Source organism: Asticcacaulis excentricus CB 48 (genome assembly GCF_000175215.2).
Lineage (GTDB): Bacteria > Pseudomonadota > Alphaproteobacteria > Caulobacterales > Caulobacteraceae > Asticcacaulis > Asticcacaulis excentricus.
The window spans coordinates 2018538-2043135 of sequence record NC_014816.1; the positions used below are offsets into that span (position 1 = coordinate 2018538).

Here is a 24598-nt window from a genome sequence, read left to right on the forward strand (position 1 = left end):
CCGTCTCCCGGAGTGTCTAAGCCGGGGTCTTTTATGGTTGAAGAAACCGGACGGTTCGCCCCCGTGACGAACCGCCCGGCAGCAGGTTAGTGCCCGCCCGACACACCTTCTTCGATGGCGTGCGTCGGTGCCTTACGGCAGGCGAACGAGAACCACAGAACGTAGACGTAGCAGAGAAGCGGCGCGATGAAGCCCATCGACATGGAGCCGGTCATTTCCTGAATCTTGGCGAACGCCAGCGGTAGAACCGCGCCACCGGCAATGGCCATGCACAGCAAGCCCGACGTGGCCGAGGTGGGCGCGGTCGAACGTTGCAGCGTCAGGGTGAAGATGGTCGGGAACATGATCGAGTTGAACAGGCCGATCAGCAGGGCCGCGAAAGCCGGGATCAGACCGGTGGTCACCGGAACGCTCGTCAGGATCACATTGACCATGCCGGTCGGCTCGGACGGCACCATGTCCTTGGTGAAGATAACGAGGAGCGACAGGGCAATAGCGCCAATGGCCACGAGGGTGAGCATGACGTAGTCGCGCACGACCTTCAGCAGGGCCGAACCGGCGAAACGGCCGATCATGGCAAACAGCATGTAGAAGGTGGTCAGGTGACCGGCCGACTGCGCTTCAAGGTTCAGGATATTCGCCTGTTCGAGGAACAAAAGCAGATTAAGCGAGATCGCAACTTCGGCACCGACGTAAAGGAAGATGCCAATGGAGCCGAGGTTGGCCCACTTCGAGGTCAAGGCGGTAAAGGGCGAAACCAGCTGGCCAGTTTTGGGGGCCGCAGCTGTGATCTTTTCGCGGACCATGAAGATCAAGGCGATGAAGATGACCAGAGCCACGCCGATGGCCATGTAGACGTTGGTCACAAAGCCCAGCGCTTCCTCCTTCATCACTTCGGTGATGACAACGTCTTTCTTGAAGATGTCGCCGTTCAGCAGGAACGAGGCACCGAAGAAGAGGCCGCAGGCCGCGCCCAGCGAGTTGAAGGATTGCGACAGGTTTAGGCGGAAGGCCGAATCTTCGGGCTTACCCATAGACGCGATCAGCGGGTTGGCCGCCACCTGAAGCAGGGTCACGCCCGACGCCATGGTGAACAGGGCCACCAGGAAGACGGTATAGATGTGCAGCTTGGCCGCCGCTATGGCGATAAAGCACCCCGCTGCGATGCCACCCAGACCGACCATGACCGACTTGGCATAGCCAAAGCGCGACAGGAATGCCGCCGACGGCAAGGACATGACGAAATAGGCGATGAAGAAGGCGAAGCCGGTCAGCATGGCCTGAACGGGCGTCAGGGTGAAGACGGTCTTCATAGTCTTCACGAGCGGATCGAGCAGATTGGTCACCACAGCCCAGATAAAGAAGAGCGTGGTCACATAGACGACGGCTAGCGCGAGACCGCTGCCGCCTTTGGCGGTGCTGGATGATTCAGACATATACCCCTACCTGTAGGTTGCGAGTGACTTTTCACAGACGTTTTTTAGGCCCGCACCGATTAAATAAATCAAATATCAAAAATCCAGCAAATCCGGACTTTTGCAATCGAAAAATTTAACGGCGGCGATCAAACTGCCATTTACCAACAATTTCTTTCATTTGCACGTCAAATTGTCAGACAAGATAACGGCATTATTATCCACAGTTTTGACAGCGATGTCATTACCAGATCAGCGGCCAGAGATTCTACTCCCTTCTGCTTTGAAGGGTATTTGCAGACCCCTTACCCCAAAGGTCCAAACTGCGCTTTTAGAAACTGATCGTGTGAGGGCACCTGCTCCGCCGTGCGGGCAAAGGCGGCACGTATGAAATCGAGCGAGCGCCGGAGATCCTCAGCGTCGATCATATCCGCCAGCGGGTCGTAATCACGCGGCCTCAGCCCCTGACCGGTCATGACAGCCAGCCAGCTGGCATCCTTGAACAACTCATCCGACCCGATCTGTATCCGCCCGGTCGTCTCGAACAAGGCTATACGCGCCTTCAGGGTCTCCGAAATATCTCTGGTGCGGCTTTCATTCCAGAACGCCGTATCATGGCGTCGTGTGAGGGCATAGTGCAGCACAAGAAAGTCACGCACATCCTCATATTCGAAGCGCGTCTCTTGATTGAACCGCTTTGCCAGCACCGCATCAAAGCCTTTACGGGGCAGCGAAGTGATCAGCTTGGTGACGCCGCGCTGGGTCAGATGGATCGCCGTCGATTCCAGCGGCTCAAGAAAGCCTGCCGACAGACCGATCGCCACACAGTTCTTGACCCAGGCCGTGCGGCGGCGGCCCGTACGAAAACGGATCAGTCGCGGGTCGGCCAGAGGTTTGCCGTCAAGATGAGACAGTAAGCTTTCCGTGGCCTGATCATCGCTCAAATGATCTGAGGCATAGACCAGTCCGTTACCCGTCCTGTGCCGCAATGGAATACGCCACTGCCAGCCCGCCCCCCGCGCCGTAGCGCGCGTATAGGGTGTCAGCGGATACTGGTTTTCAGACGGCACGGCCACCGCCCGATCACAGGGAAGAAGGCCACTCCAGTCTTCGTAGCCCACCTTTAGCGTCTCTTCGATCAGCAGGGCTCGAAAGCCTGAACAATCCACGAAGAGATCCCCCTCCACCCGACGCCCGTCGGAAAGGGTTAATCCGGTAATATAGCCGCTTTCTGCGTCCTGGCCGACCTTTACGACCTGACCTTCGATCCGCGTAACGCCAAAATTTTCAGCATAGCTGCGCAGGTAACGAGCGTAGAGACCCGCATCGAAATGATAGGCATAGACAAGCGCAGATAACGGGGAATTACGGTCCGATGCAGGCGGTGCAAAGGCGTTGCGCCGCGCCAAAACGCTGTTGAGGTTATAGTCGGATAAGGGCGTCAGGTCCCCCGACGCCTGCGCCCGGAGCCAGTAGTGATGAAAAGCCGCCATTCCGAAATCATGCCCGAACGGTCCGAACGGATGCATGTAGCGATCACCGAGCGCCCCCCAATTGCGGAATTCAATTCCCAGCTTGAAGGTTGCCTTAGTGTGCGCCATGAACTCGCGCTCGTCGATTTTCAGAAACTGGTTAAATGTGACCAGTGACGGTATGGAGGCCTCCCCAACGCCAATGGTGCCGATCTCATCCGATTCGATCAGTGTCACCTGAGCGATACGGTCGCGGCAGGCATAGGACAGACCGGCCGCTGTCATCCATCCGGCGGTGCCCCCGCCAACAATAATGATGCGCAACGGGTCCATCAGACGCTGGCTTTCAGTGTATCGGGCGAGGGACAATGATGGGCAATAAAATCTGCATGGGCGGGCAGTTGGCGCACCACCTGCGCGAGGACATCGCGCCGCTGCGCCATGAGGGCCCGCACGCTCTCAAGTGGCAGCCGCTGCGCTAGAGGATCGGTAAACCGCGACACCACGCCCTGCCCGTTCATCACGGCGATCCAGCTCGGTTCGGCAAAATGGTCCCAATCATAGCTGACCACATCGCCGCGCACGCTGAACAACTCGATCTTGTGCGCCAGCGTATCGGGAATTGGCATGTCGGCACAATAGCGCCACAGCGGTTCGGAGCGCGTATTGAGTTTATAGTGCAGGATAATGAAGTCCCGCACCCGCTCATAGGATAGACTCATCTGACGGTTATATTCGCGGCGCAGCACCGCTTCGGCCTGTCGCGAGGGGAACAGTTCCAAGAACTGTGCAATGCCGCTCTGGATCAGGTTGATCGAGGTCGATTCCAGCGGCTCCAGAAAGCCCGACGACAGGCCCACGGCGACGCAGTTCTTCGTCCACGGATGTGGACGGCGACCCGTGGTGAAGCGGATCAGCATTGGGTCTTTCAGCGCCTTCCCCTCAAGATGGTGCAGCAGCACGTCGCGCGCCGTTTCCTCGTCCATAAAGGCCGAGGCGAAGACGTGGCCGTTGCCGGTGCGGTGCTGCAAAGGAATGCGCCATTGCCAGCCCGCCGCATGCGCCGTCGACGTCGTAAAGGGCGTAATCCCTGCCCCGGTATGATGCGCCGTCGGCACGGCCCAGGCGCGGTCCGCCGGCAGCCAATGCGACCAATCTTCAAACCCCGCCTTCAACGCCTCCTCGATCAGCAGCCCGCGAAACCCAGTGCAGTCGATGAAAAAGTCCGCCGCTTCGCTTGTGCCGTTGTCGAGCGTAAGGGCCTCGATGAAACCATCTGCCGGACGAAGCTGCACGGCGTCGATTTTGGCATTGATCCGCTTCACGCCCTGCGCCTCGCAATGGCGGCGCAAAAAGCGCGCAAAAAGCCCGGCATCGAAATGATAGGCATAGGCGTAGTCGTGCATAGGAGAACGCGGGTCGGGATTGGGCGGAAAGAATTTCCCCGCCTTCGCCAGAGCCGCCGGTAAGGACCACGCCTCCAGCGGGGTCTCATCGCCCGCTTCGCGCAGCAAGCGCCACAACTGATAGGGGCGCACGGCCTCATGCACCGCGCCGAAATCGCCAAAGCCGTGGAAATAGCGACTGTCGGGTGTGCCCCATCCGGCGAATTCGATACCCAGCTTGAAGCTCGCCTCGGTCTCCCGGATGAAGTCGAGTTCGTCGATCCCCACATGCTCCAGGAACTTGCGTATTGGGGGAATGGTCGCTTCGCCTACCCCTACCGTGCCGATGTCTTCAGATTCGATCAGTACAAGCTCGACCGTGCGGCCCAGCCCCTTGCGCAGCGCCGCCGCACACATCCAGCCCGCCGTGCCGCCCCCGGCGATGATAATACGGCGAATGGCGTCGCTCATCCTGTCTGCCTCGTTAATTTTGGTCCCTCATAAAAAAGGCTCCCCCGCGAAGCGGAGGAGCCTTTACGCCAGAAAGTGAACCGGATTTAGAAACTGGCGCGCAGGATCAGAGCCACCCGGCGGTCGGTTTTTGTCGCCGAATAGTATTGCGTCTCCAGCGGCTTGGCCACATCGGACGACACACGGGTATAGGCGATATCGCGGCCGATATTGGTGGCCTGGATACCGACCTTGACCTTGGGCGTAAGGCTGTAGAAGACAGAGCCGTCCCATTGGCCGTAATCACCCGCCCACATCGGACGGTTCACATTGGCCGCAGAGGTGGTGTAGAGGTATTCCGAGCGCCAGTTATAGGCCATGCGCGCCGAGATACCGTACTTTTCATACAGCAGAGCGAAATTGTAGCTGTCCGGCGACATGCCTTCCAGCGGCAGGCCGCTTATGTTGGCATTGGTCACTTGATTGCCGTCGCTGACGCTAGCCACAGGGTTACGGCCACCTGACGATTCGATCTTGGTATAGTTGGCCTGAACACCGAAGCCCGACCAGAAGCCCGGCAGGAAATCGTAGAACTGGTTATAGGCGATTTCAAAGCCCGATACCTCGCCTTTTTCCGATCCATTGACGTAGCGATTGACGTTGAATGTCATGGTCGCGCCGTTATTGGTATAGGTTTCCGGCGTGCTCTGCACGTAGATATAGTTGGTCAGATCCTTGCGGAACAAGGCGAGCGTCAGGCTGCTGGTCGGGGCGAAATACCACTCGGCCGTCAGGTCGTACTGATTGGCCTCGACCGGCTTCAGGAACGGATTGCCGCCCTGACCGGTCGGATTGAGCGTGAAATCGCCCGTGGACGCCCCCGCCGAGAGGGTGGTGTAGCCGCTCAGCCACGACATGTCCGGACGCACAATGGCCTTCGATGCCGCGAAGCGGAACTGAAGCTCGGACGAATACTTGAAGCGCAGGTTCAGGCTGGGCATCACGTCGGTATATTCGTTACTGCCGCCGTAGGCGACGCCGGTCAGAGCCGTGGCCTTGAACTGCTTGGCATTGTTGTAGGCCGCGCACTGTGCGGCGGTCACACTACCGCTAACGACACAAGTGCCGAAATTCGCGTCTGCACCAGACACCACCGCACCTGCCGTATTGACCTCCGTCTTCACGACACGAACGCCGATGTTTCCATCCCAGCTTTGACCGAAGCCGCTCAACTCACCGCCTACGCGCAACAGTCCGTAGGCCGCCTTGGTCTTCTCACTCTGGTCGTTAATACCTTCCGGCCCGATATTGTCGAGACCGATCGGTGACCAGCCCCAACCAGCGGTTTCTACAGCTTGCAGTTCGCTATACATGCCCTGAGGCGACTTTACGAGCGCCGCAGAGGGGAACCAGATATTGCCTGGCACAGCCGACTGACCGCCCATGAAACCGTCAAACGTCACCAGTTCGGACAGGCCAGGCAGGTCCGGATTGGCTGGAACCGAGCCATAACCGCCTGTCTGGTCTAGGAAGACGGCGCCGGTACCACCGCCTGAGCCCCAATACTGGTGGCTCAGATAACCCCAGTTCCAGGTCGATTGACGTGTCAGATAATCCCGGTCCGTGGCACGCACGCCGAACTTGAAGCTCTTTAGCCAGCTATTATCGTCAAACTCGTATTGACCGTCGATGCGGGCCGAATACTGCGTCGCCTCATTCTTTTCGACATGATCCATAGCCGCCGCCCAATAGTAATTGGACTTATTGGCCGTGTCCGAGGTTAGCATGCGGATCGTCGGAAGTTCGCCATTCATATCGATCGAAACGACGGTTTTGTCGGAAGCCGCACAGGTGTCGGTCGTGACGCGGTTGGCGCAATATTGAACAAAGGCTGTGTTCGAGAGGATGTCGGCCGTGGACTTCACATACTGCAGATCGCCGGTCAGGGTCAGCTTGTCGTTGACGTACCAGCGGGCATTTAGGCTGACGTCCTCGGTTTCCTTGACGTCATTGCCATAGCGGGTGTTGGCGGTGATGCCGGCGCCATAGACAGTACCCGAAACGAATTCGCCCTTGTCGTTATACTTATAGGTCGCCATCGACTGGGCCGACGTGAGTTCACCGGTGTCGTTATAGAAGCCGGTATTGTATTCGACATTCTTCGGCGTCGCCTTGGACTTGAAAGCCTGAAGGCTGAATTCCAGCGAATCGTTCGGACGCCATTGCAGGGCGATGGCCCCGGCCTGACGGTTCTGCTCCCAGTCGATTATGCGCCAGCCGAGCGTATTGGGGATGTAGCGCGCCGACGCCCCGCTACCGACCTGATTATAGCGGTCAACGCCGATGACGTGGGTTTCGTTGCCGGAGTCGGCATTGGAATAGTTGATCAGCAGGCCGACTTCACCGATCGAGGTCTTCCAGCGGTCGGAATAGAGGACGCTGATCGAATTCTGGCGCTTCTCCTGCAAGTCGCCATAGGTCGAATCGAAGGTGCCAGCCAGCACGCGGCCGCGCGAGTCGAACGGCTGGCGCGTGCGCAGATTGACCGTGCCGCCAATGCCGCCTTCGATCATATCCGCCGACGGGTTCTTGTACACATCGACCCCAGCCAGCAGGTCCGCCGATACGTCTTCGAAACTTAAGGAGCGGCCATTGGCGGCCGAGAAGATGTCGCGACCGTTGGTTTCAGAGCGGACCCACGTCAGACCGCGGATCACCACGCCGCCGCCTTCGGCGGTCATGCGGATGGGGTCACGCGCTGCGGATGTGCGCTGGATCTGGATACCAGAGATGCGTTGCAGCGCTTCGGCTACCGAACGGTCCGGCAGGGCGCCGATATCGACGGCGGTCACCGAGTCCACCACGACTTCGGCGTCTTTCTTCAGCTTCTGGGCCGTCTTAATCTGGGCACGCTGACCAGTAACGATGACCTCGGTCACATCGGCCTCGCCCGTAGCCGTCTGGGCCAAGGCGGGCAGGGCAAAGCCCATCACCGCAACGCCCAGCGCCATCACAGAGACGCCCGCCGACAGGCGCGCGAATTTCGATTGTTTCATAACTGTCTCCCTCATGTCCCGCCGGGGCCCCTCCTTGAGCCGCAGGCGTTTGGCACTATGCCGGGGATGGCAAACCGCGCACCCCGTGCGTCCGGTCAGGTTCGCGTCACCGGCCTGATTGAGCCTCTCATCGCACCTTGTGACCGTTCTATGCGATCAACACTGCGACTACGGCTGGCTTTTGCGTTTCCCTGCCTGAGCACAGGTCTGGATTATGATTGAGGCCACCCGAAAGGATGTGCCCCAACGGCCCAGACTCTGATGATAGCGTTATCATAAATCATATGATTGCCTAATATTATATGACAAGAAAACACGGTAATACAGAAACCATTGTATAAACGTCACAGTTGCAAAACGTAACGTCGTTTTTTATTCCTGATTTCAAAGAATAAATCGCCCTCCAATAACCAGACAATCATAAATGGATTCAATATATTGATTTATTGCGTTTTTATTTTATGATTCGCCTTATTGCTCGGTGAAACAGAAGCGCAACCTATGCGTATTTTCTCATATGAAACACGACGTAGTCCCGTTATCGCCCCTGGAAAAGCGTTGTTTTACCCATTTTATGTCTGAGTTATTTACGCTTTTCTTTCCGCTCCGATAAGGGCCGGCGTTTTCACAATCACATGGCGCAATAGAGCGAGCGGCACACACATTGAGAGGCGACCCAGAAGTCAAACGGTGCAAGGCGTCTGACAACTGTGTCAAACCACGGCAGTTTGTTACTCAAAATGTGACTTGACCCAGGCGACAGAACACGACTTTGGTCTGCACGAACCCAAGACGCGCGGTTTCGGGGGAACAAGAGCCCGCCCAGAGCCTTCCCAATGCCACACGATACGCGCGGATGTTAAAGCCTTCTGACCGAAATACACCTTTCGGATAGATATAAGGCGTTACAAAAGACGACAGCCTTAAGGCGGCGCATCCGAGCCGGCGAAGGCCTGACGTCCCTGTTCCAAGAAGAGTTGGTCCTTTGAAAATACTTCGTCGCCGCCGCACCAAACTGGTCGCCACCCTCGGCCCCGCCTCGTCCAATGCCGACATGCTGGCTCAACTGTTTCAGGCCGGAGCCGACGTCTTCCGCCTCAACTTCTCGCACGGTAGCCACGAAGACCACGGCCGCAATATTGACCTGATCCGTGATCTGGAGGCCAAGACCGGTCGTCCGATCGGCATTCTGGCCGATGTGCAGGGTCCGAAGCTGCGGGTCGGTCGTTTCATGGGCGGCGCTATTGTGTTGACGCCGGGGCAGACCTTCCGCCTCGACCTTAACCCGACCCCCGGCGACCTGATGCGCGCCAATCTGCCGCATCCGGAAATCATCGGGGCGGCGCAGATCGGTTCGCACCTACTGCTCGATGACGGCAAGCTGAAGCTGCGCGTCACCCATGTGCGCGAAGACCATCTGGAAACCGTGGTCGTTACCGGTGGCCGGTTGTCGGATCGCAAGGGCGTCAACGTACCTGACGTGGTTTTGCCGATCCCGGCCCTGACCGAAAAAGACCGCGCCGATATGGAATTCGCCCTGCAACGTGGCGTCGAATACATCGGCCTCAGCTTCGTGCAGCGCCCCGAAGACGTGATCGAGGCCAAGGCCATCATCAATGGCCGCGCCTGGGTGCTCTCCAAGCTCGAAAAGCCGCAGGCGCTTGATAATCTCGAAGAAATTCTCGCCCTCAGCGACGCCGTCATGGTGGCGCGCGGCGACCTCGGCGTAGAACTGCCACCTGAAGAGGTGCCGCTGGCGCAAAAACGCATCATCAAAGCCGCCCGCGCGTTGGGCAAGCCAGTAATCGTCGCCACCCAAATGCTGGAATCCATGATCTCGGCCCCCACCCCCACCCGCGCCGAAGCCTCAGACGTGGCCACGGCCGTCTATGACGGCGCCGACGCGGTCATGCTTTCGGCGGAAACCGCGGCGGGTCAGTATCCGGTCGAAGCCGTGACGATCATGGATCGTATCGTCGGGCGCGTCGAGAAAGACGGCGACTGGCGCGTTCAGACAGATCGCCGACGTCCGGAAACGGAGAAGACCGTGTCGGGGGCCATCGCCGCGGCTGCGCGTCAGGTGGCGCAAACCATCGAAGCCTCGGCCATCGTCGCCCTGACCAATTCGTCGAACACCGCGCTGCGCGTGGCACGTGAGCGTCCGACGGCACCGATTCTAGGCCTGACCCCCAATCTGGAAACGGCGCGTCGCCTCGCCCTCACCTGGGGCGTGCACGCCAAGACCGCACCGGTGACGCACTCCATGTCGGAAACCGTGCAGGTGGCCAGTCAGATCGCCCGCACCGAGGGCATTTCAGAACCCGGTCAGGACATCGTCATCGTCGCCGGTATGCCGTTCGGCAAGTCAGGGTCGACCAACGCCCTGCGCGTCGCCAAGGTGACCCGCTCGGCCATGACCGAACCGGAATTCGAAGGCTGATAGCCGTTGGGACGTTCGAAAGCCAAAGCCCGGCAGGATCACCTGCCGGGCTTTGTTATTTCAGCTTTGTGCGGAACATCATGGGCAGTAACTCGGCCAGAGTGACCGTCTGAACCACTCCCGTCTCATCGCACAAATGGATTCGCGCCGAGCCATCGGAAAACTCCGCCAATTTCTGCCGGCAACCGCCACAGGGCGGGCAGGCATTTTTTTTGGGGGCGAAGATGGCGATTTCCGCCACCTCCTTTGCGCCGCCCATGATCATCTGGGCCAAGGCCGACGTCTCGGCGCACCATCCCTGCGGAAAGGAAAGGTTTTCGACATTGGTACCGCTGAAGATACGCCCGTCCGGCGTGCGAATAGCCGCACCGACGGGAAAACCGGAATAGGGGGAATGGCTGAGGGCCGCTGCGGCTTTCGCCGCATCAAACAGATCGTGAGACAAGTCTGGCTCCGTTTATGGGCGTAGAGCTTGCCGCAATAGGAAGCGCAGTGCCAGACATTTCTTCTCATCCCCACGCTTTAGCGTGGAGATGACACATGACGCAAAGCAGGCTGAGGAGGAGTGTACCATCAAGATTTTGAGCACGTTTCAGGGTTCGGGGGTCGCCGCCCTCCGCCTCGACGCGCTACGTTTGATAGGCACCTCCCCACGCTAACGCAAAGGGAGGAGGAAAGCTAACTACTCAATATACTCCGGGGCGTCGATGCGCTTGCCCAGCAACATAGCGTCGGCCACGATACGCAGCGGCGAAAAGTCGGCGTCGGACTGACTCGCGCGGACCAGCTTCTCGAAGTGCGCATAGAGGCCGGGATATTCAGCCTCCTTTTCTTTCATGATCTCCTTCCCGTCGATGGAAAGGCCCGTGCCGCCCATGCTCAGTTCCAGCTTTTCGCCCTTTTCGGACTCAACGAAGATCGACCAGGTCTGGATGCCGGTTTGCAGGAAGTCGTAATCGGCGCGAATGGCGACGCCGCTTTCAGTCGTCAAGTCCATCTCAACCTGAATGGGGGCCTCGCAATTGACCGGAATGTGCAGGTCAGCTTTTTTGACGATGACCTTTTCCGGCACGATGCGCGTTAGGATAGACAGCGAGTTGATGCCCGGATCGAAGACGCCCATACCGCCGGCTTCGAAGATCCACTTCTGACCCGGATGCCACTGACGCACATTTTCCTTCCACACTACGTGGATGGATTTGATCTTGCGTCCGGCGATCCATTCGCGGGTCGTTTCCACCGCGGGCGCATAGCGCGAATGCCAGCTGGCCAGCACCGTCACGCCCTTGGCGCGCGCCAGATCGGCAATGGCCTCTGCCTCGCCCAGCGTGGCCGCAGGGGGTTTTTCAAGGAAAACGTGCTTGCCCGCCGCGATGACCTGCCTGGCGATCTTATGCCGGATTTGCGGCGGGGTGCAGATGGCCACGGCCTCGATCTCCGGGTGGGCCGCCAGCATGTCTTCCAGCGAATCGTAAGCGGTCACGCCGTCCGGGCGGGCATTAGGCGAACACCCGGCCACCAGCTCCAGCGCGGGATTGGCGCGGATTGACGGTATGTGCTGATCAACGGCGATCTTGCCAAGCCCCACCAGACCTATCTTCAGCGGCTTGACCTTTTTTTTCCCGAACATGGACGCTTCCCTAAATTTACTTGGGCGGTTTCGTTATCATGGCCGAAACGCTTTCGGCAATATTTATATGATAATTTAAACCATTACCCGGACAATTGTTGACAACGCCCATATCACGCCTGCCTGCTCTGTCAAAGGCCCAGCTTTTGTGCAGCGTAAAGGGCGCAGCATTTCATATTTGACAACTGACTTCATATGTGGTGCCTTGCGGCCAAGACTCCCGGCCGCCATGATCCGGGTATAATGGGAAAGAAACGCACATGATCTCCGAAACTGCGCCGGGCCGGGGCCTGAAAAGCCTGTGGCCGTTGATTCTGATTACCAGCCTGTTCTTTTTCTGGGGTGTGGCAAACAACCTCAACGACGTGCTGATTCCCCAGTTCAAAAAGGCGTTTGTGCTGACCGACCTGCAATCGGGTCTGGTGCAATCGGCCTTCTACATGGGCTATTTCCTTCTGGCCCTGCCCGCCGCCTTTGTAATGCGCAAGCTGGGCTACAAGACCGCCGTAGTCGTAGGTCTGCTGCTTTACGCCGCCGGGGCCTTCATTTTCTATCCCGCGGCCGACAATCACCAATATAGCTGGTTCCTTGGCGGGCTTTTCGTCATCGCCTCTGGTCTGGCCTTTCTTGAAACCTCCGCCAATCCACTGATTACCGTTCTAGGTTCGCCGGACAAGGCGGCCTTCCGCCTCAATTTGGCTCAGAGCTTCAACCCGCTGGGCGCTCTGTCCGGTATCTTCATCGGTCAGCATTTCATCCTGTCGGGTATCGAACACGATGAAAACGCGCTCGCCGCCATGACCGATACCGCGCGTCAGGCCTTCTACATTTCCGAAGTCAAGGCGGTTCAAGGACCGTATCTGGTCATTGGCTGCGTCGTGCTATTGTGGGCGCTGCTGGTCTTTCTGTCTAAATTCCCGGCTGCAGCCACGCAAAACGCCCACGAAGACAGTGGCGAAGAGGTTGGCTTTTTCCAGTCGGTCGTCCAGTTGCTCAAGCGCCCGCGCTTCATGTTCGGCGTCATGGCGCAGTTCTTCTATGTCGGTGCACAGGTCGGTATCTGGAGCTATATGATCCGCTATGCGCAGGCCGAAATGGGCCTGACCGACAAGGTGGCAGCGACCTATCTCTACTACACCCTGATCGCCTTTGCCGTCGGCCGCTTTATAGGCACAGGCCTGATGACCAAGGTACGTCCGACGCTCATTCTGGGCCTGTTTGCGCTCGTCAATATCGGCCTGATGCTGTTTGCCGTCGTCAGCGGCGGTGAAAACGGCTTGTGGGCGCTGGTGGCCTCCAGCTTCTTCATGTCGATCATGTTCCCCACAATCTTCGCCACATCGGTCACCGGACTTGGCAACCTGACCAAGACCGGATCGTCACTACTGGTAATGAGCATTGTCGGCGGAGCTGTCCTTACGGCGGTGATGGGCTTCATCTCCGACCACAGCCATATTCGGACGGCCTTTATCGTGACAGCGGCATGCTTCGCGGTGATCGCCCTTTACGCCTTCCGCGCGCCGAAGGACGCCACGGGCCCCGTTCAGATGACCGGTCACTAAGATGTCCTCGGTCATCGACGCCCATTTTCACCTGTGGCAGGTCGGGCGCCACGGCTTTGAATGGCCGACCCCCGACCTGACGGCCATCTATCGCGACTTTGCCTCATCGGATTTGTGCGCAGCGGCGGGAGGGGCGTTGCACGGCGCGGTTGTGGTGCAGTCGCAGCCGTCAGATGCCGATACGCAGTGGCTGCTCCGCCTCGCCGAAACCGATCCGCTAATTATGGGGGTTGTCGGCTGGACCGACCTGTCGGCCCCGGACGCGGCCGCACGGGTAGACGGACTGGCCCTCCAACCCAAACTCAAGGGCCTGCGCCCCATGTTGCAGGGCTTGCCCGATGACAACTGGATCTTGCGCCCGGACGTCGCCCCGGCACTGTCGGCCATGCAGACCGCGGGGCTGGTCTTTGATGCGTTAGTCTTTACGCGCCACCTGCCTGCCATAGAAGCGGTGGCCCAGCGTTATCCGGATTTGCGCATCGTCATCGACCACGCCGCCAAACCCCCGATCGCCACGACCCAGACGCAGCCCGAAGCAACGCGCGAATGGACCCAGACAATGACCGCCATCGCACGTCAACCAAATGTGGTGTGCAAACTGTCGGGCCTGTTTACGGAGATGCACATTGATCAGCCCCTCCACGAGGCGGCTCCCTATGTTGCGCATCTGCTGACCGTCTTTGGCCCGCAGCGCCTGCTTTTCGGCTCTGACTGGCCTGTGGTGCGCCTTAATGGCGACTGGCAAAAGTGGAGACACTGGCTTGAGGACCAATTAAATCCATTGACGTCGTCAGAGCGTCAGGCCATCTTTTTCACTAATGCAAAAAGAATTTATGACCTACAGGGGGTCCAATGATCAGCGAAGATACCCGTCACAGCGACGGTGAAAAAGCTATGAAATACCGGGCACCGGCCCTTGAAAAAGGGCTCGACGTGCTGGAGCTTCTGGCCGCTAACAAACGGCCCATGACCTTGTCACAGATTTCGCACCGGCTTGACCGCTCGGTCTCAGAACTGTTCCGCATGGTGCAGGTTCTGGAAAATCGCGGCTATGTGGCGCAATCGCAAAAAGGCGATGGCCTGGAACTGACCAATAAGCTTTTCTCGCTGGGTATGAGCCGTGGCCCCAGCCAGAACCTGCTGGCCTCGGCCCTACCGCTTATGCAAGCCCTGTCTGAACAGGTGCGTCAGTCCGTGCACCTGGCCATCGCCTCTGACGATCACATGGTGGTCATTGCCCGCATCGAAGCGCCCGGCGATCTCGGCTTTTCGGTGCGCGTCGGCTATCAACGGCAACTGGTGCAATCGACCTCTGGCCTCGTTCTCTATGCGTTTCAGCCGCCGAAGCTGAAGGAGCAAATGAAGCACATGCTGCGCGGCACGGCGACGCCGCAAGAGTGGCAATTGTTCGAAACCGTGGCCGAACGCGCCCTGCATCAGGGCTATGTCCAGGCCAAGAGCGATTTCGTCGATGGCGTGCTCGACGTCTCTTGCCCTGTGATGAACGACACCACAGTCATCGCCGCGATGACCATTCCCTGGTTAAAGACCCACGGCTGCCTGAGCCTCGAAGACACGGTCGCGCGGCTGAAAGGCACGGCGGCGGCACTATCGCGCACGCTGGGCGGATAGGCGTTTCGCCCGATTTGAAAACCGACAGCGCGCTGATTTCATGAGCGAAAAGGAAAATGCGCATGGTCGGCGCAATCGCGTCTCAAGCCTCTTGCATCGGCGCTATCTCGGCTATACATGCTTTTTTATAAGCGATAATCATTTTTAAAAATGAACAGGGATGCACTGTGCTGATCAGCGATCTCCATACCATAGGCCGGACACAGGTCCGGGTCAGCGCGCTGGGTTTCGGCGCGGCGGCAATCGGTAACCTGTATCGCCCGGTCGATGACGCCACAGCTGAAGCGACGCTTAAGGCCGTAACAGACGGCGGCATTGGCTATATCGACACCGCTCCGCGCTACGGGCACGGCCTGTCCGAGCGCCGCCTTGCGGAGCTGAGCGCCGACGCAACCCTGTCCACCAAGGTGGGGCGGGTCCTGACCCCCATCCCCGCCCCGCCGCCCGGCACCGAACGCCACGGCTTTGTCGATGGCGACCCATTCGATGAACACTTCGACTACAGCTATGACGGTGTGATGCGGTCGTTTGAGGACAGTCAGAAGCGGCTGAAGCGCGAACGCATCGACATGCTGCTGGTCCACGATCTGGGGGTGGAAACCCACGGCAGTGACCATGCCCGACATCTCGCCACTTTTCTGAACGACGGTTTGCGCGCCCTGCACGAACTGAAAGCGCAGGGCCTGACTCAGGCCATCGGTCTGGGCGTCAATGAGACAGCCATCTGCGATCTGGTTATCGCCGAAGCCGAAATCGACGTCTTAATGCTTGCCGGGCGCTATACGCTTTTGGAACAGACGCCGCTGGACGGCCTGTTTGAACGCTGCGCGGCGCGTGGCGTCTCAGTGCTGGCAGCCGCCCCGTTTAATTCGGGCCTGCTGGCGGGAGGCGCGCACTTCAACTACGAGGCCCCGCCGACGGACATCATGACCCGCGTGCGCGATATCGAGGCCGTCTGCACCCGCCACAATGTGCCGCTGGCCGCCGCTGCGCTTCAGTTCCCCGGCTTTCATCCGGTCATAGCGAGTACTGTCGTCGGCATGGCCCGTCCGCAGCAGGTGGCCCGCAACATCGACCTGTTCAGCCATCCTATCCCTGCTGAGTTGTGGCACGACCTGAAAGCCGTCGGGCTGCTGCGCGCTGATGCGCCAGCGGGTGATGTTTCGCAAGCGTAAGAGTTCGAGTGTCCATGTCCCTGCCCTCTCCCCTGATTTTATTGCACCCTTCTGACAATGTAGCGGTGTGCCGCGCGGCGATTACGGCAGGCAGTGTGGTGACGGTGGGGGCCGAGGCTTTGCTGATTACCGAACCCATCGAGGTGGGGCATAAAGTCGCCGTACGTGATCTGAACGCCGGGGACAAGATATTCAAATACGGCGCGCCGATCGGCTCGATGACCAAAGACACGCCCAAGGGTGGCCACGTCCACATGCACAATATGAAAAGCGATTACATCTCGTCCCACACCCGTGAAGCCTCCGGAGGCGCACATGCTTAAGGGCTATCTGCGTCCGGATGGCCGAAAGGGCATCCGCAATGTCATCGCTGTGGCCTATTTGGTCGAATGCGCTCACCATGTGGCGCGCCAAATCGTCACGAAGTCCGACAACAGCGAAGTGCATCTGATCGGCTTTCCAGGCTGCTATCCCAACGACTACGCCTTCAAGGTGATGTCGGCGGTGACGACGCATCCCAATGTCGGCGGTGTTCTACTGATCTCTTTGGGCTGCGAGAGCTTCAACCGTGAGCGCCTGAAGGCCGCCATCGAGGCGTCAGGTCGGCCGTGCGAAACCCTGGTCATCCAGCAATCAGGCGGTACGCTTTCGACCATTCAGAAGGGTCTTGAGGCCGTGGCCCGGCTGCAGGCCGTGGCCGCGCAGACCCAGGTGGTTGAGATGGCGGTGTCGGAGCTGGTGATCGGCACCATCTGCGGCGGCTCAGACGGTACGTCAGGCATCACCGCCAATCCGGCGGTCGGGCGCGCCTTCGACTGGCTTGGGGCGCAAGGGGCGGCCTGTGTGTTCGAAGAAACCGGCGAACTGGTCGGCTGCGAAACCATCATGGCCAGTCGCGCCGTCACGCCGGAACTGGGGGCTGAACTCGAAGCCTGCGTGCAGAAGGCCGAGGCCTATTACACCGTCATGGGCTTTGGTTCGTTTGCCCCGGGAAATGCCGAAGGCGGACTGACCACGCAGGAAGAAAAGTCGATGGGGGCGTATTCCAAGTCGGGGTCGGCGCCCATCTGCGGCATCCTAAAGCCCGGTGATCTGCCGCCGACGGGTGGGCTCTACCTGCTTGATGTGGTACCGGATGGAGAGCCTCGTTTCGGCTTCCCAAATATCTCGGATAATGCGGAAATCGTCGAACTGATCGCCTGCGGCGCGCACGTGACCCTGTTCACCACGGGCCGCGGCTCAGTGGTGGGTTCGGCCATTTCGCCCGTGATTAAGGTCTGCGCCAATCCGGACACCTATCGCAAGCTGAGCGAGGATATGGATATCGACGCTGGCAAGATCATGGAAGGTCGCGCCACGCTGGATGAGGTCGGACAAGAGATTATCGACGCCGTGCTGGCCGTTGCCCGTGGCGCACCCACAAAATCCGAAGCCATGGGCCATCAGGAGTTTATCCTGACCTATAAGGCCTTCGACCCGCTGGGCCCAGCCTGCCTGCCGCTGCGCCGGGCGTAACACAACTGTACCTCCCCAGTTTGCTGGGAAGGGGATGATTTCAAGAGACCGCATCATGTCACGACTTTCCGGAAAAACCGCATTGATCACCGCTGCAGGGCAAGGCATTGGCCGCGCCACCGTCGAGGCCTATGTGCGCGAAGGGGCCACCGTCATCGCCGCAGACATCAACGAGGCCAGCCTCAGCGAACTGTCGGCGCTTGACCATGTCATCGCGCGCAAGCTTGACGTCACCGACGCCGAAGCGGTCAAGGCCATCGCCGCTGAGTTCCCGAATATCGACATCCTTTATAACTGCGCCGGCTTCGTCCACGCCGGGACCATTCTCGATTGCGACGAACAGGACTGGGCCTTTTCCAACAGCCTGAACGTCACGGCGCAATACCGCCTGATCCGCGCCGTCCTGCCCAACATGATCGCACGCGGGGGGGGCTCCATCATCAACATGTCGTCGATCGCCTCGTCGGTCAAAGGCATCCCCAACCGCTTCGCCTACTGCGCCACTAAGGCGGCCGTGATCGGCCTGACCAAGTCGGTGGCGGCGGACTTCGTTGCGCAAGGTATCCGCTGCAACGCCATATGTCCCGGCACGGTGGAGACGCCGTCACTGCTGCAACGCCTGCACGACACGGGCGATTTTGAGCAGGCCTATAAGGACTTCACCGCACGCCAGGCCATGGGCCGCTTCGGCAAGCCGGAAGAACTGGCAGCCCTGGCCGTCTATCTGGGTTCGGATGAATCTAAGTTCACAACCGGCCGCGCTCACATCATCGACGGAGGCTGGGTGATGTAACCCCCCTCACGCTTCCACGACGGACCATAGAAGCGTGGATTGCCTGGGTGGATTGCCTGGACGAACAAACGCGGGCTCGAAGCCGTTCTTCGCCCGCATTTGACATTTTAGGGCGTTGCGTTTCTCTTCTAAGAAAAGAGACGTAAAGGAGGAACCCCATGCGCCTCATCTTAGCCACTGCGCTGATCATCCTGCCCTCGTTCGCCCTCGGAGCCCCACCCATGGTCATTATCGACGAAAAGGATACGCTCGTCGAAGAGGCCCCGCCGCACGGCCGCATCGGCATGTCTACCGCCTATCGCATCAGCGACAAGGCCCCGCAGCGCAGTATGGAGTTCCGCAAGCGAAGCCTTCACAAAGGCGCGGCCATCGGTATCCACCCCATCGGCCACGATGAGGTCTATTACGTCGTCTCGGGCACCGGGATTGTGGAATCGGACGGCGTGACCCATACCCTGACCGAGGGTATGACGGCCTATCTCTACGAAGGGGCAAAGGTCGGAATCAAACAGGTGGGCGATGAGCCGCTGACCCTGATCATTTCGTATCCGTTGAAAGCCCGCACAAAATAGGCCTACCCGTGCAGGCTTACGTCCATCCAGATTAGCGCCACTTCGCCGGGCTTGAGGCAGCGCAAGCCGGAATTGGCATGGTGGAAGGGATCCGGCATATGGTTGACCGGCTCGGCGCAGAAAAAGTCCTGACCCGGCGGGACGTAGACGTGCAGCCAGTGACAATCCGGTGAAGCGCGCAAGGTCAGGACGGGCATGCTGTCTTCATAAATATCGGCACGCCCGGCAAAGCCCGTATGGCAGTGGTCGATCAGCCCGGTGTCACTGACAAAATCGCCCTTCGTCCAGTCCTTGCGCCACACGCCTGCGTACCATTCGGTCGGCAGGCAGTCCATATCGGCGATCCACACCCCATCGACGGGCGCCTTGAGCCGCGTCTGAGAGGTGCGGTTGAAATAGGGGTGAAAGCCCAGCCCCGCCGGCATGGCGGTTTGGCTGAGGTTCTTGACACTTAGCCAGACGCGCAGGCCCGCCGGGCGCAGTTCGAACACCTGCCGCGCCTCATAGGTCCACGGCCACTCGTCCGGCTGATGACGATAAGTCATAACCGCACGCGACGCCGACTGCTCCGTCACGCTCCAGCGCGCAAGCCAGCCCTGACCGTGCAGAGTATGCGGATGGTCGCCCAGATTGGGGGCCATCTTCACCTTCTGCGTGCCGATGGAGAAGCTGCCGTTACGGATGCGATTGCAAAACGGCACCAGCGGAAACGACGCCGTTTCCAGCACCCCACGCGGGTCTTCAGGTGTCGGGCGCATATAGTGACGGCCCTTATAGCTCAAAGCGCCGATAGATCCGCCCAGATCCGGATGCAGCACCAGCGTGGTGTCGCGTGCCGTGAGGGTCAGCGTTGAAAGAGCGATCATGTGGCATTTCCATATTTTTGTTTTTCAGACGCAAACGGCGGAGCCTGATCGAAGCTCCGCCGTTCTTTACACTGATACGTTATATTACGACTTCTTCCACAGGCTTTCAATCGCCTCGAGGGTCCGGCCTTTGGTTTCCGGCACGAACTTCCACACGAAGACCGCCGCCAGCACCGAAAAGGCCGCATAGACGTAATAGTTGAGGCCGTGGTTGAAGGTGGCGTTCAGCGCGCTGTCGCCATCAATCACCTTGAACGACCAGGTGACGATGTAGTTCGAAATCCACTGAGCTGCGACGGCGATGGCCATCGCCTTGCCCTTGATGGAGTTAGGGAACATTTCGGCCAGCAGCACCCACACGACCGGGCCCCACGACAGGGCAAAACCGGCAATGTAAAGCATAGCCGCGTACAGCAGCAGCGTGCCTTCCTGCTTTTGCTGGAACAGGATGCCGAGCGCGGCCATCGACACAGCCATAACCAGGGCGCCGAGGATCAGCAGCGGCTTGCGGCCCCAGTGATCGACGGTGAAAGTCGCCACCAGCGTGAACACCACATTGGCGGCACCGACGAGAACGGTCTGGAACAGGGCCTGATCCGTGCCCGAACCGATGTTTTTGAACATCAGCGGGGCGTAATAGAGCACGGCGTTGATACCGACGAACTGCTGAAACACCGATAGCAGCACACCGACCACGACGACACCGACACCAAACGAGAACAGCTTGCCAGAATGTTCGCTGAGCGAGCCGCGGATTTCGTCCATGGTCGCCTGCGCCTCCTGCGGATCGTTCAGCTCGCTGAGCAGCTTGCGCGCCTTGTCTTCCTTCTGCTTCATCACGTACCAGCGCGGCGTATCCGGCATGATGAAAGCGGCAAGGAAGAACAGGGCCGCCGGAATACCGGCCGAAGCCAGCATGTAGCGCCAGCCCGTGGACAGCACCCACTCATCGGTGCCGGATTCCGCGATCTTCAGGTTGACGAAATAGACCAGCAGCATACCGCCGACGATGGCGATTTGCTGGAAGGTAATCAGCAGGCCCCGTTGTTTTGCCGGAGCGATTTCCGCAATGTAGAGCGGCGAAATCAACGATGCCATGCCGATGGCGACTCCGCCGATAAATCGGTAGATCATGAACGGCGTAAGGCCTTCAACGCCCAGACCACCGATCGGGGCTAAACCCAGTTCCGGAAAGCCCGACAGAATCGACGAGGCGAAGAACAGAAACGCGGCAATCAGCATCCCGGCGCGACGGCCGAGCGAGGTGGACAGCGGCCCAGCAATCAGCGAGCCCAGTACGCAGCCCAGAAGCGCAATGCCTATCGCCGTACCGGCCAGAGAATTGCGTGCCACCTCGGTGAGGTCAGTGCGCGGCGTGACGAAGTTATGGACGATGGCTTCTTCCGCGCCGGAAATCACGGCAGTGTCGTAGCCGAAAAGGAGCCCGCCCAGAGCTGCGCCGATGGCGAGCCCCATGACCAGCCCCATATTCACTTTTCCAAGTGATGAGGACATTCAATTTTCCCTTCCCTGTGTGCAATCGGAGGATTGCAGACGTTTGACGCCTTCCGCTCTCTGGTCCCTATGTATCGTTGGTGGTCGGGCGCGGCGGATAGACGCAATGAAACTTAACCGCGCGCAGCGAGTCGTAAAGTCCGCTCTCTCAAAAAGTGAGACAGGGTCTTCGCTCACCGCGTTGCGGGCGTGGTTAATGTGCCTTAAATTTTTAGTCTGGCAAGTAAAAAGCTGATAGCGCTACCATTTGCGGGCCGAATTCTACCGCAAAAATGCTGCGCAATATCTCTCCTCCCTGTCGCGCAGCAACAGGGAGAAGAATATGACTAGTGATTATGCCGCGGCATCTTGTCGGCGATCTTGGTGTATTTCAGCGCCGGTTCCATCACCGCACCCGTGTGCAGCTGCCCCACGGTCTGGCGATAGATTTCCTGCCACATGGTCATGGACTCCGGATAGGCCGGGATGCCGTCGGACTTGCGCTTTTCGATCTCTTCGGCGGAGACAAGCATGTCGCAGGCGCCGGTGTTGATGTCGATGCGGATAGTGTCGCCGGTGCGCAGCCAGGCCAGGCCGCCACCTACCGCGCTTTCGGGTGAGGCATTGAGGATGGAGGGCGAATCCGCCGTCCCCGATTGACGCCCGTCGCCGATGGTAGGCAGCGAGGTGATGCCCTTTTTCAGCAGCGCGTCGGGCGGCTGCATATTGACCACTTCGGCCGACCCCGGCCAGCCGACCGGGCCGGAGCCGCGGATGACCAGAATGCAGTGCTCGTCGATATTCAGCGCCGGGTCATTGATGCGCTCGTGATAGTCTGTCGAGCCATCAAAGACGATGGCGCGGCCTTCGAACACGCCTTCGCGGCCCGGTTCGGACAAGTAGCGCTGACGGAATTCTGGCGAAATGACGCTCGTCTTCATGATGGCGAAGTCGAACAGATTGCCTTTGAGCACCAGGAAGCCCGCCCGCTCCATCAGCGGCTCGGCTACGGTGCGGATCATCTCGCGGTCGCGGGTTTCGCGGCCTTCGACATTTTCGGCAATCGTCTTGCCGGTAATCGTCGCCGCCGTGCCGTCCAGCATACCGGCCTTCAAAAGCTCGACATGGATAGCCGGGACGCCACCCGCACGATGGAATCGCTCACCCAGATACTTGCCCGCCGGTTGCATGTTGAGGATCAGCGGGATGTCATAGGCCGCCATCCAGTCCTCCGGCGTCAGCTCAACCCCGGCGTGGCGCGCCATGGCCACGATATGCGGCTGGGCATTGGTCGATCCGCCCAACGCCGCCACAGCCGCGATGGCGTTGAGGAAGGAGGCCTTGGTTAGGATTTTCGATGGCTTGAGGTCCTCATAGGCCATCTCGACGATGCGGCGGCCCGTCTCATAGGCCATCTGCCCGCGCTCCCGATAAGGCGCCGGAATAGCCGAGCAGCCGGGCAGCGACAGGCCCATGGTTTCGGCCACAGCATTCATGGTCGAGGCCGTGCCCATAGTGTTGCAGTGTCCGGCCGACGGGGCCGAGGCGCAGGCGGCTTCGAGGAATTCATCTTCGGTGATTTCACCGGCGGCAAGCTTGCGCCTTGAGCGCCAGATGACCGTGCCGGAGCCGACCAGATCGCCGTCGTGCCAGCCGTCCAGCATCGGCCCGCCCGACAGCACAATAGCCGGAATATCAACGGCGGTGGCGGCCATAATACCCGCCGGCGTGGTTTTGTCGCAGCCGGTCGTTAGCACGACCGCGTCGAGCGGATAGCCATGCAGGATTTCCACAAGCGTCATGAAGCTGAGGTTGCGATCAACAGCAGCTGTCGGACGACGGCAGTTTTCAAAGATGGGGTGGCAGGGAAACTCCATGCAGATGCCGCCCGCATCGCGGATGCCTTCACGTACGCGCTGGGCCAGATCGACGTGGATGCGGTTACACGGGCTGAGGTCCGACCCCGACTGCGCAATGCCGATAATTGGGCGTCCCGACCGCAGTTCCTGCGGCGTGATACCATAGTTCATGAAGCGCTCTAGATATAGAGCTGCCATGTCGATATGGCCGGGGGCTTCGAACCATTCCTGCGAACGGAAACGGCCATTGGGGGTCGCGGGTTTACGGCTCATGGATTGCCCTCAGAGAAAATTAATTTCGTTTTGCGGCTGACCCGCGACGTCGCTGCGGAAGCTGAATAGACCACCCGCCAGCGGTTGCGATTTCAGATCATCGGCGCTTAAGCCCTTCGCCGCCGTCGTCGCATAGACGGTTTTGAGGTCACGGCCGCCAAAAGCGATTTTGGTGACGTTCGACACCGGCAGATTGACCTTACGGATCAGAGTACCATCCGGCGCATAGACATGCACGCCCCAGCCGAAGAACAGCCCGACCCACACCTGTCCTTCGCTATCGACGATCGGGCCGTCCATATAGCCTTCGCCGTGCTCACCGGTTTTGCCGTCACGATCCAGTTGCGCGAACAAGCGCTTGTTATGAATGTCGCCGTGGTCGTCGAGATCGAAAGCGTAGATGTGCTTTTTCAGCGTGTCGTTGTGATAGAGGGTCTGGCCATCCGGGCTGACCGCCGGGCCATTGGTGATGACGTAGTCGTTGTCCATGACCCTCAGACCCCGCGCATCATAACGGTAGAGGCGACCGGTGGGTTTTTCTTCGTCATCGTCCATCGACCCAAACCACAGGCGGCCTTTGGCATCAACAAAGCCGTCATTGAGACGGTTGGTAGGCAGGCCCGGCTCGACGTGGCTCAGCAGGGTAAAGGTGCCAGCTTTGGGGTCGAAATCGTAAAGGCCCGTCTTACAGCCGACGACAAAACCGCCGCGGTTTTTGGGGGCGAGGAAGCCTGGTTCGGACGGGGCTAGGAAGGACTGATGCGAACCGATGTCGGGATCGTAGCGGTGGACACGCTTTTGTTTAATATCTACAAACCACAGGGCGTGATCGCGCGCCGACCATACCGGGCCTTCGCCCAGCGTGGCCTTGAGGTCGAAAACACAGGTCGGTTGGAACAGTTGAATCATGGGTATCCTCCGACAGAGAGTGAGGCCCCCTCCCCCACCACCATTTGCTATCGCAAACGGGCCCCTCCCCGCCCAAAGGGGCAGGGAGAAATAAACGAAT

At 59.4% G+C, this 24598-nt stretch carries 19 protein-coding genes; 9 read left to right on the forward strand and 10 right to left on the reverse strand.

All coding sequences use genetic code 11. The features are described 5' to 3' along the window. Nucleotides 1–86: 86 nt before the first annotated feature. The 4 genes from ASTEX_RS09400 to ASTEX_RS09415 all read right to left on the reverse strand — a co-directional run bounded on the left by ASTEX_RS09400 (nucleotide 87) and on the right by ASTEX_RS09415 (nucleotide 7778). The gene (locus tag ASTEX_RS09400; protein WP_013479385.1) at nucleotides 87–1436 is read right to left on the reverse strand and encodes a sugar MFS transporter; all 1350 of its coding nucleotides are present in this window, start codon (nucleotides 1434–1436) and stop codon (nucleotides 87–89) included. A gap of 284 nt (nucleotides 1437–1720) precedes the next feature. Next, nucleotides 1721–3220, reverse strand: coding sequence for a tryptophan halogenase family protein (locus tag ASTEX_RS09405; protein WP_013479386.1), 1500 nt, complete (start codon nucleotides 3218–3220; stop codon nucleotides 1721–1723). Next, the gene (locus ASTEX_RS09410) at nucleotides 3220–4743 is read right to left on the reverse strand and encodes a tryptophan halogenase family protein (RefSeq protein ID WP_013479387.1); all 1524 of its coding nucleotides are present in this window, start codon (nucleotides 4741–4743) and stop codon (nucleotides 3220–3222) included. The genes ASTEX_RS09405 and ASTEX_RS09410 overlap by 1 nt, the downstream gene beginning before the upstream one ends. Before the next feature lie 86 nt (nucleotides 4744–4829). Then, nucleotides 4830–7778 carry a TonB-dependent receptor gene (locus tag ASTEX_RS09415; protein WP_013479388.1) on the reverse strand — a complete coding sequence of 983 codons (2949 nt, stop codon included), beginning with the start codon at nucleotides 7776–7778 and terminating at the stop codon, nucleotides 4830–4832. Between the two features lie 991 nt (nucleotides 7779–8769). Between ASTEX_RS09415 and pyk the strand changes: the two genes are divergently transcribed. Continuing rightward, nucleotides 8770–10218: a pyruvate kinase gene (gene pyk / locus ASTEX_RS09420; protein WP_218918619.1), complete on the forward strand. Its 1449-nt coding sequence runs from the start codon at nucleotides 8770–8772 to the stop codon at nucleotides 10216–10218. A 55-nt stretch (nucleotides 10219–10273) separates the two neighbouring features. Here the strand turns inward: pyk and cdd are convergent, their stop codons facing one another. Then, complete coding sequence (cdd, locus tag ASTEX_RS09425; protein WP_013479390.1) at nucleotides 10274–10663, reverse strand: cytidine deaminase; 390 nt, start codon at nucleotides 10661–10663, stop codon at nucleotides 10274–10276. Between the two features lie 237 nt (nucleotides 10664–10900). After that, nucleotides 10901–11848, reverse strand: a complete 948-nt coding sequence (locus tag ASTEX_RS09430) for a Gfo/Idh/MocA family protein (protein WP_013479391.1) — start codon at nucleotides 11846–11848, stop codon at nucleotides 10901–10903. 260 nt (nucleotides 11849–12108) lie between these two features. Here ASTEX_RS09430 and fucP point away from each other — a divergent pair, with 260 nt between their 5' ends. From fucP to ASTEX_RS09470, 8 genes are all read left to right on the forward strand, one after another. After that, nucleotides 12109–13410, forward strand: coding sequence for an L-fucose:H+ symporter permease (fucP, locus tag ASTEX_RS09435; protein WP_013479392.1), 1302 nt, complete (start codon nucleotides 12109–12111; stop codon nucleotides 13408–13410). A gap of 1 nt (nucleotide 13411) precedes the next feature. Beyond that, nucleotides 13412–14266, forward strand: a complete 855-nt coding sequence (locus ASTEX_RS09440) for an amidohydrolase family protein (protein WP_013479393.1) — start codon at nucleotides 13412–13414, stop codon at nucleotides 14264–14266. Further along, nucleotides 14263–15042, forward strand: coding sequence for an IclR family transcriptional regulator (locus ASTEX_RS09445; protein WP_013479394.1), 780 nt, complete (start codon nucleotides 14263–14265; stop codon nucleotides 15040–15042). The genes ASTEX_RS09440 and ASTEX_RS09445 overlap by 4 nt, the downstream gene beginning before the upstream one ends. A 167-nt stretch (nucleotides 15043–15209) precedes the next feature. Then, nucleotides 15210–16217, forward strand: a complete 1008-nt coding sequence (locus tag ASTEX_RS09450; RefSeq protein WP_013479395.1) for an aldo/keto reductase — start codon at nucleotides 15210–15212, stop codon at nucleotides 16215–16217. Nucleotides 16218–16231: 14 nt separating this feature from the next. Continuing rightward, on the forward strand, nucleotides 16232–16540 hold the full coding sequence (locus ASTEX_RS09455; protein WP_013479396.1) for a UxaA family hydrolase: 309 nt from the start codon (nucleotides 16232–16234) through the stop codon (nucleotides 16538–16540). Next, nucleotides 16533–17732 carry a UxaA family hydrolase gene (locus ASTEX_RS09460; protein ID WP_013479397.1) on the forward strand — a complete coding sequence of 400 codons (1200 nt, stop codon included), beginning with the start codon at nucleotides 16533–16535 and terminating at the stop codon, nucleotides 17730–17732. The genes ASTEX_RS09455 and ASTEX_RS09460 overlap by 8 nt, the downstream gene beginning before the upstream one ends. Nucleotides 17733–17787: 55 nt before the next feature. Then, entirely contained in the window at nucleotides 17788–18525 is a 738-nt protein-coding gene (locus ASTEX_RS09465) for an SDR family oxidoreductase (RefSeq protein ID WP_013479398.1), read from the forward strand. A gap of 158 nt (nucleotides 18526–18683) precedes the next feature. Further along, a complete protein-coding gene (locus ASTEX_RS09470) occupies nucleotides 18684–19097 on the forward strand; it encodes a cupin domain-containing protein (protein WP_013479399.1) in 414 nt (137 codons plus the stop codon). Nucleotides 19098–19099: 2 nt separating this feature from the next. Here ASTEX_RS09470 and ASTEX_RS09475 read toward each other — a convergent pair whose 3' ends face one another. The 4 genes from ASTEX_RS09475 to ASTEX_RS09490 form a co-directional block, all read right to left on the reverse strand. Continuing rightward, complete coding sequence (locus ASTEX_RS09475; protein ID WP_013479400.1) at nucleotides 19100–19963, reverse strand: aldose 1-epimerase; 864 nt, start codon at nucleotides 19961–19963, stop codon at nucleotides 19100–19102. 84 nt (nucleotides 19964–20047) lie between these two features. Then, the gene (locus tag ASTEX_RS09480) at nucleotides 20048–21478 is read right to left on the reverse strand and encodes a sugar porter family MFS transporter (RefSeq protein WP_041658614.1); all 1431 of its coding nucleotides are present in this window, start codon (nucleotides 21476–21478) and stop codon (nucleotides 20048–20050) included. Between the two features lie 326 nt (nucleotides 21479–21804). Next, nucleotides 21805–23589, reverse strand: a complete 1785-nt coding sequence (locus tag ASTEX_RS09485) for an IlvD/Edd family dehydratase (RefSeq protein WP_013479402.1) — start codon at nucleotides 23587–23589, stop codon at nucleotides 21805–21807. Nucleotides 23590–23598: 9 nt separating this feature from the next. Beyond that, nucleotides 23599–24498, reverse strand: coding sequence for an SMP-30/gluconolactonase/LRE family protein (locus tag ASTEX_RS09490; RefSeq protein ID WP_013479403.1), 900 nt, complete (start codon nucleotides 24496–24498; stop codon nucleotides 23599–23601). Nucleotides 24499–24598: the final 100 nt, after the last annotated feature.